The organism is Alteromonas sp. BMJM2 (assembly GCF_027257845.1).
Taxonomy (GTDB): domain Bacteria; phylum Pseudomonadota; class Gammaproteobacteria; order Enterobacterales; family Alteromonadaceae; genus Alteromonas.
In genome coordinates this window covers 1-7,248 of sequence record NZ_JAPVOT010000040.1, presented here as the reverse complement: position 1 = coordinate 7,248, position 7,248 = coordinate 1, and the positions used below count along the sequence as shown (strand labels likewise).

3 protein-coding genes and 1 pseudogene are annotated in these 7,248 nt (G+C 45.3%); 3 read left to right on the top strand and 1 reads right to left on the bottom strand.

Annotated features, from left to right (window positions below; all coding sequences use genetic code 11):
* Positions 1-232: 232 nt before the first annotated feature.
* The 3 genes from O9X84_RS19320 to O9X84_RS19310 are packed head-to-tail and all read left to right on the top strand — an operon-like array spanning position 233 to position 6,912.
* Positions 233-1,480 carry an efflux RND transporter periplasmic adaptor subunit gene (locus tag O9X84_RS19320; protein WP_269521286.1) on the top strand — a complete coding sequence of 416 codons (1,248 nt, stop codon included), beginning with the start codon at positions 233-235 and terminating at the stop codon, positions 1,478-1,480.
* Complete coding sequence (locus O9X84_RS19315) at positions 1,477-4,626, top strand: efflux RND transporter permease subunit (RefSeq protein ID WP_269521285.1); 3,150 nt, start codon at positions 1,477-1,479, stop codon at positions 4,624-4,626. The genes O9X84_RS19320 and O9X84_RS19315 overlap by 4 nt, the downstream gene beginning before the upstream one ends.
* Before the next feature lie 33 nt (positions 4,627-4,659).
* Positions 4,660-6,912, top strand: coding sequence for a prolyl oligopeptidase family serine peptidase (locus O9X84_RS19310; protein WP_269521284.1), 2,253 nt, complete (start codon positions 4,660-4,662; stop codon positions 6,910-6,912).
* A 62-nt stretch (positions 6,913-6,974) separates the two neighbouring features.
* On the opposite strand, the pseudogene O9X84_RS19305 reads toward O9X84_RS19310, so the two are convergent.
* Positions 6,975-7,248 (bottom strand): annotated as a pseudogene (locus O9X84_RS19305) (hypothetical protein); the annotation flags it as partial.

Genomic DNA, 7,248 nt, shown 5'->3' with positions numbered 1-7,248 from the left:
ATCGATTCCACAATAGTACGGATGTGTATTAGTATAAAAGTTCATTGAGTTTTCTCCCTTGGTTTGGTCGCCTATTAGGATAAACTTAGTTTATGCTGATAGGGAGGAGGCTCAATGATTATCAATCTATGTAAAGCAACAGAAAAGAAAAATCAGTACACTGGTTACATACAATAAAAAAATATCAGGTCTTATTTAACAGACCTTCGCAACACGTTCCTAGGGATAGAAAATGAAGAACTCCGGTCTAAAGAAGAGTGGTATACCACTTATTATTATTGTTGTTGCGTTCGTTGCAGCAGCAATCATGATCAGCGCTAAAAAACCACCCGAACAGGTTCCCGTTGAGATACCGGCCTTTTTGGTAGACGCGCAAAAGGTGTCACCCGAGTCTATTAGTTTTGTCGTCAGTTCACAGGGTAATGTTGTCCCAAAACATCAAACTGCATTGAGTGCTCAGGTAAGTGGACAAGTCGTCTCTCTATCTGGCGATTTTGTAGTAGGGGGAACGTTTAAAAAAGGCGATGTGCTTGCTGTGCTAGAGCAAGAAGATTACATGACCGATATGAAGCTTGCTGAGGCTGAACTTGCGCAAGCGCACGCTGCGCTACAAGAAGAAATTGCGAGAGGAAAAGTTGCTGAACAAGAATGGCGTTCAGTACGCAACTCAACGCCTCCCGAGTTGGGGTTGCGCAAGCCGCAACTCGCCAAAGAACAAGCGAATGTAAAAGCCTCTGAGGCAAAATTAGAGCGTGCAAGACGTAACTTGGAGCGCACAAAAATAAAAGCGCCTTACAATGGTATTGTAGTTGAGCGAAATATCGATTTAGGTCAGTTCGTAGCAATGGGAACGCCAATCGGTATGGTGTATTCAACTGATACGGCTGAGGTAAGACTGCCTATTACCGATGGCGACTTAAGGTTTATCAACATTGCCGACCAGTCATCAGACGGTGCAGAGGTTACTTTGCGGGCTACGGTGGGCGGTGCAAAACGCAGTTGGACTGGACGCCTAGTTCGCTCTGAAGGTATTTTGGATACCGGAAGCCGTGTGGTTTTTGCTGTAGTAGAAGTGACGTTGCCTTATCAAATTAATGACGAGCAAGACTCTCCACTTCGATTTGGACAATTTGTTGAGGCCGAGATTACCTCGGGCAGAGACGAAAGCTTAATAGTACTTCCCCGCAATATTCTTCGTTTAGATAACACCGTACTGACTGTGAATGAAAATCGCGAACTTGAAATTGTTCCTGTTGATGTAACACGCACCACGGCTGAAGACGTGTTCATTAGCGGCGGTATAAACGAAGGCACTCTAGTAGTGACAAGTGCAGTTCCTAACCCTTATAACGGAATGAAAGTTCGACTACCAGGCGATGAAATAGTGTTAGCCGAAGAAGCTGAACTAGATAAAAGCACTGATAAAAATTCAGATAGAGAAAAAATTAATACTGATACCTCAGAAGGTGGCAGCGAATGAGTCGTATAGATACACATAGCGGGTTGATTGCTTGGTTTGCACGCAACAACGTAGCCGCTAACTTATTGATGTGGCTATTGGTCGTTGGTGGCTTATTTGGTGCACTTTCAATTCAAAAACAAGTGTTTCCAAGTTTCGAAATTGATGTAGTCAATGTTCGAGTTCCTTATTTGGGCGCAGCGCCACAAGAAGTGGAAGAGGGCGTACTGCTTAAAATAGAAGAAGCCGTAAAAGAGCTTGAGGGAATTAAGCAGCTTAACGCTACCGCAGTTGAGGGCATGGGAACCGTAAGTATTCAAGTTGAAGAGGGCTACGACGTTAAGTCTTTGCTCGATGAAATTAAGGTACAGGTTGACGCAATTCCCAGCTTTCCTGCCGATACAGAAAAACCGGTTATATATCGACAAAAGATTCAGCAAGACGTTATCTGGGTATCGGTGTATGGCGATGCTAACGAGCGCGAGTTAAAAGAGTTTGCAAAAGACCTTCGCGATGATATTGCAAACCTGCCCGGCATATCGAGTGTTCAGGTGGTGGGTGCTCGCGATTATGAAATTTCAATCGAGCTTTCTGAATCTGACCTGCAAAAATATAACCTCACCTTTGCCGATGTTGTGGCGCGTCTTAGCCAGTCAAGTATCGACTTACCAGGCGGCTCAATTAGAACTGAAAACGGCGACATTTTATTAAGAACGAAAGGGCAAGCGTACACCGGTTGGGATTTTTCACAAATTATTTTAGTGTCAAACAGCAATGGTACGCGAGTAACTTTAGGCGATGTGGCCTACATCAACGATGGCTTTATCGAGAATAACCAGTACGCTTTATTTGATGGAAAGCCTGCGGTCAGTTTGCGTGTTCGCGCTGTGGGCGATCAAAATGCCTTAGAAATATCTGAGCAAGTTAACCAATACATCGACAAAGAAAAAGAGACGTTCCCAGCGCACATTACAGCAGACACATGGGGAGACAGCTCGTTTTACCTCGCTGACAGACTCAACATGATGCTAGAAAACATGTTTTTCGGTGCCTTGTTAGTTTTCTTGGTGTTGTCTCTGTTTCTTAAAATTAAGCTGGCGTTTTGGGTCATTATTGGGCTACCTGTTTGCTTCTTAGGTACCTTATTGGTAATGCCTTTAGACATGATTGGCGTGTCTATTAATATGCTTAGCTTATTTGCTTTTATATTAGTTCTGGGGATTGTGGTAGATGACGCCATTATTATGGGGGAGTCTGCGTATTCCGAAATAGATGCAAAAGGCCACAGTGCAGAAAATGTTATCGCTGGAGTTAAAAAGGTAGCAATGCCCGCAACGTTTGGCGTGTTAACAACCATTGCCGCATTCTCGCCAATGCTAATGGTATCTGGGCCCTTCGGCATTATTTGGAAAACCATCGGTATGGTGGTTATTGTTTGTCTTGTCTTCTCTCTAATAGAGTCAAAGCTGATATTGCCCGCGCATTTAGTGCACATGAAGCTCAAACCTTACGACCCGGCAAAAGCAAACAAATTTCAGCGTTTTAGAGACTTCTTCAGCGAAGGCATTAAGAAGTTTATTCACAATACCTACGCCCCATTTTTGGCTAAGGCCGTGAGAAACCGCTATACCACCGTAGCCACATTCCTAGCCATGCTTATTCTAACGGTTGGTTTATTTGGCGGCGGGATTGTGCGGTTTGTATTTTTCCCCAGTATTCCAAGCGACTTTATGTCGGCAAGTTTTGAGTTAGAGCCTGGTTCGTCCATTGCTCAGCGCGACCGCGTGCTCGATACCCTTCGAGATGCCATGAGTAGAATGGACAAAAAGATTCAAGAAGAAACGGGCTCTAACGTTATTAAGCACGCTATGACTTTTGATAACGGAAACTTGGGTGGTGAAATTTTTGCAGAGCTCACCAAAGGGGAAACTCGCACACTGTCAGACTTTGATATTCAAGATCGCTGGCGGGAAGAAGTACCAGAAATTCCCGGTGTGAAAACCTTTAGCATTAGCTCGCCAGGTGGGCCAGGCGGTGGCGCAGACCTCAGTTTTGAATTTAGTTCTAGCGATATTAATGCGCTTCGCGCCATTACGGATGAAATAAAAGAAGTTCTTGATACCTACGAAGGCGTTACCGACATTAACGATACGTTCTCTGGTGGTAGCGATGAAATTCAGCTGGCGCTTAAACCACAAGCGGATGCCCTTGGTATTACGCTGCAGCAGTTAGGGCAGCAAGTTCGCTTTGGTTTTTACGGCGCGCAGGTACAGCGTATTCAGCGTGACGATGAAGAGATTAAAGTGATGGTGCGCTATCCAAAATCTGAACGCAGCTCTATTGAGCACCTTGAAAATATGCGCGTGCGAGCGCCAAACGGCCAAGAGATCCCTTTTGAACAAGTCGCAACCTTCAATTTAGGTCAAGGCTTCGACTCTATCATTCGCGTTGACGGTAAACGCTCGGTTACCATTACAGGTGTAGTGGATAAGGCCTTAATGGACCCGTCTGAGGTGACGTATGATGTTGTAGATAACATTATGCCAGACTTACTGGCTCGCTATCCCAACGTTGAATTTAAACTACAGGGTAATTCGAAAGAACAAGCCGACGCTATTTTCAGCCTGATGCAAGGACTGCTGTTTGCTCTGTTTGCCATTTATGCCCTGTTGGCCATTCCGCTTCGCTCTTACAGTCAGCCGCTTATTATTATGTCGGTAATACCTTTTGGCGTGGTGGGTGCCATTATTGGTCACTTGGTGCTTGGTATGGCGGTAAGCGTGCTGTCCATCTGCGGAATTATTGCGCTGTCGGGAGTTGTGGTAAACGACAGCCTCATTATGGTTGATTTTGTAAACCGAGCTCGTAAAGAGGGACTGTCGTTAATGGATGCCGCCATAAGTGCTGGTACGCAGCGCTTTAGGGCCATTATCTTGACTTCACTGACTACGTTTATGGGCCTGATGCCTATCGTATTTGAACGCAGCTTACAGGCGCAAATTGTAATACCAATGGCCATTTCACTGGCGTTCGGTATTTTGTTTGCCACTGTCATTACATTGCTTCTTGTTCCTGCGCTGTACTTAATTCTTAACGACATAAGAATGATGTTTAAAGGTAAGAATAACGCGGCCAACAGTAATTCTGAAATTGAAAATGTAGGCTGATTTCAAAACGGCCGTGTTTTTAAGGAGAGTAATTTGAAAATAAAATCAATGCGTTCATTTGCTGTGGTGCTAGCGGCCGGTGCGGTGGTCGCCTGTAATTCGGCATACCAATCTGATTCGGCCTCAAAAGATAGTGCAGACATCTCAAGCCTAAGCACAAAAGAAACGGGCGCCGCCACTTCAATGCCTACGCTGTCTGTTGCATCAACGGCTTACCCAACGGCAAAAACGGTTTCTCAAGTAGATAATTATCACGGGGTGAAAGTAAGCGACCCTTATCGATGGTTAGAAGCGCAGGATACACCTGAGGTAAAAGCGTGGGTTAATGCGCAAAATGCGTTAGCTAAACCGCTGTTAAGTGCGCTTCCATCTCACGAGCGCTATACAGAGCGCCTAACTGCGCTTTGGGATTACGAGAAGTACTCTACACCTTATATGGTTAATTCGAAGGTGTTTTATACTTACAACAACGGGCTGCAGAATCAGTATGTCATGTATGTGTCCAGCGATGTAGAAGGCGAAGGGAAAGGAGAAGGAAACTTCGACGTACTTATCGACCCCAACACGCTAAGTGACGACGGCACCGTGTCTATGGCCTCTACCGAGGTGAGCCCTCAAGCAGGTTATCTTGCCTATACACTGTCTGACGGCGGCAGCGACTGGAAAACAGTGCACGTACGTGATGTGAGTACAAAGCAAGACACTAACGATATCTTAAGCGGTGTGAAGTTCACTAATATCGCCTGGTTGCCTGACGAAACGGGTTTTTACTATTCTCGGTATCCACAAGATGAAAACGGTGAGTATGACGATAGCCAAACCGTTTCAATTTACTTTCATCAATTAGGCACCGAGCAGGGCGAAGACAAGCTTGTATTTAAGTTTGATGATAAACCAACATGGAACCCGTATCCTGAGGTAATTCAAGATGGCGAAACGCTGCTTATTTCAGTATTCGAAGGCTATCAGTCGAACGGTGTCTATGCGAAATCCCTTAACGAAGAAGGGCCTCTGGTGCCAATTTTTGATAAATGGGATGGCAGGTACGAGCTTATCGGTGAAGAAGGCAACACGCTCTTTTTCTCATCTACTGAAAACGCACCTACCGGAAAAGTAATTCAAGTTTCTCTAACGGATAGCTCGGCAAGCGATACATCATCAACGGGCAAAGTCGTCAGTGATAGAACCACCATCATACAAAGCGGTGATGCAACGCTTCGCGGTGTATCTCTGCTTGGCGGTAAACTGTTCGTACAGTATTTAAAAGACGTGAAAGCAAACGTTGTTATATTTGACACCAAAGGCAATAAGCTAAAGGAATTAGCGTTTTCAGATATTGGCAATGTATCAGGCTTTAATGGCAGTAAAAATGCAGACTCGACATTTTATAAGCTGACCGGTTTTACAAACCCTGGGCAGGTTTTTAAATACGATGTAGACATCGGAACAAGCTCTGTTTTTAAAACCATTGATACTGGCGTCAATTACGACAACTACGTGACCAAGCAAGTATTTTATACCAGCAAAGATGGCACCCAAGTACCTATGTTTATTGTGCATAAAAAAGGCATAGAACTAGACGGCAATAACAAAACATTATTGTACGGGTATGGCGGTTTTAATATTTCTTTACTGCCTAGCTACTCTATTTCTCGCATGGTGTGGGTAGAGCAGGGTAACGTGCTTGCTATTGCGAACATTCGTGGTGGTGGCGAATACGGCGAGCAATGGCACCTAGCTGGCACTAAATTAAACAAGCAGAACGTGTTTGATGACTTTATATCAGGGGCAAATTTTCTGATTGATAAGGGCTACACATCAAGTGAAAAGCTGGCGGTGCAGGGCGGTTCAAACGGAGGCTTGTTGGTTGGTGCTGTTATCACTCAACGGCCAGATTTATTTGCAGCAGCCCTACCGGCAGTGGGCGTGTTAGATATGCTGCGCTATCATACGCCTAGTGCCAATGCCCGGGCATGGTCTTCAGACTATGGATTGAGTGAAGACAAAGAGCAGTTTGAAGCGCTTTATGCTTATTCGCCGTTACACAACACAAAAGCAGGCACCTGTTACCCCGCGACTATGGTAACTACAGGCGATCACGACGATAGGGTTGTACCTTGGCACAGTTATAAATTTGCTGCTCAGCTTCAAGCCGCCCAAGGATGTGATAACCCCATACTGCTAAAAGTTGAGACCAGAGCAGGTCATGGCGCTGGCACACCCACATGGATGCGTATTCAGGGCTATGCCGACCAATGGGCCTTTTTAGAGGCTGCTTTGCACTAGGTTTTTATGCCTTAATGACCAACTAAAATTCACTCATTTTACTCTACATTTGAAAGCCGCTCTTATGAGCGGCTTTTTTGTTTGCCCAGCGAAGCTGGCAAACCCAGCAGGACAATAGATGCCTGCATCACCCTGATTGAGGGGAAGATAATCCGAATCGCAAGGGCGTCACTGGCCAACGGTGGGGTCTCCGGGGGCCGGCCCGAAGCAAGCGATAGGAAGTTAGCGGTACACAACGCAAGTGAACCTGTTTCGGCTGTATAAGTGGATAAGCGTGCAAAATAGCGCAAAGTCCAATACTCAATCAGACTTATGCAGTGCTTGAGGGTGGAATGG

Excerpts from the sequence above, each read along its gene's own strand:
- O9X84_RS19315 (WP_269521285.1), top strand. The coding sequence starts at position 1,477 with ATGAGTCGTATAGATACACATAGCGGGTTGATTGCTTGGTTTGCACGC.
- O9X84_RS19320 (WP_269521286.1), top strand. The coding sequence starts at position 233 with ATGAAGAACTCCGGTCTAAAGAAGAGTGGTATACCACTTATTATTATT.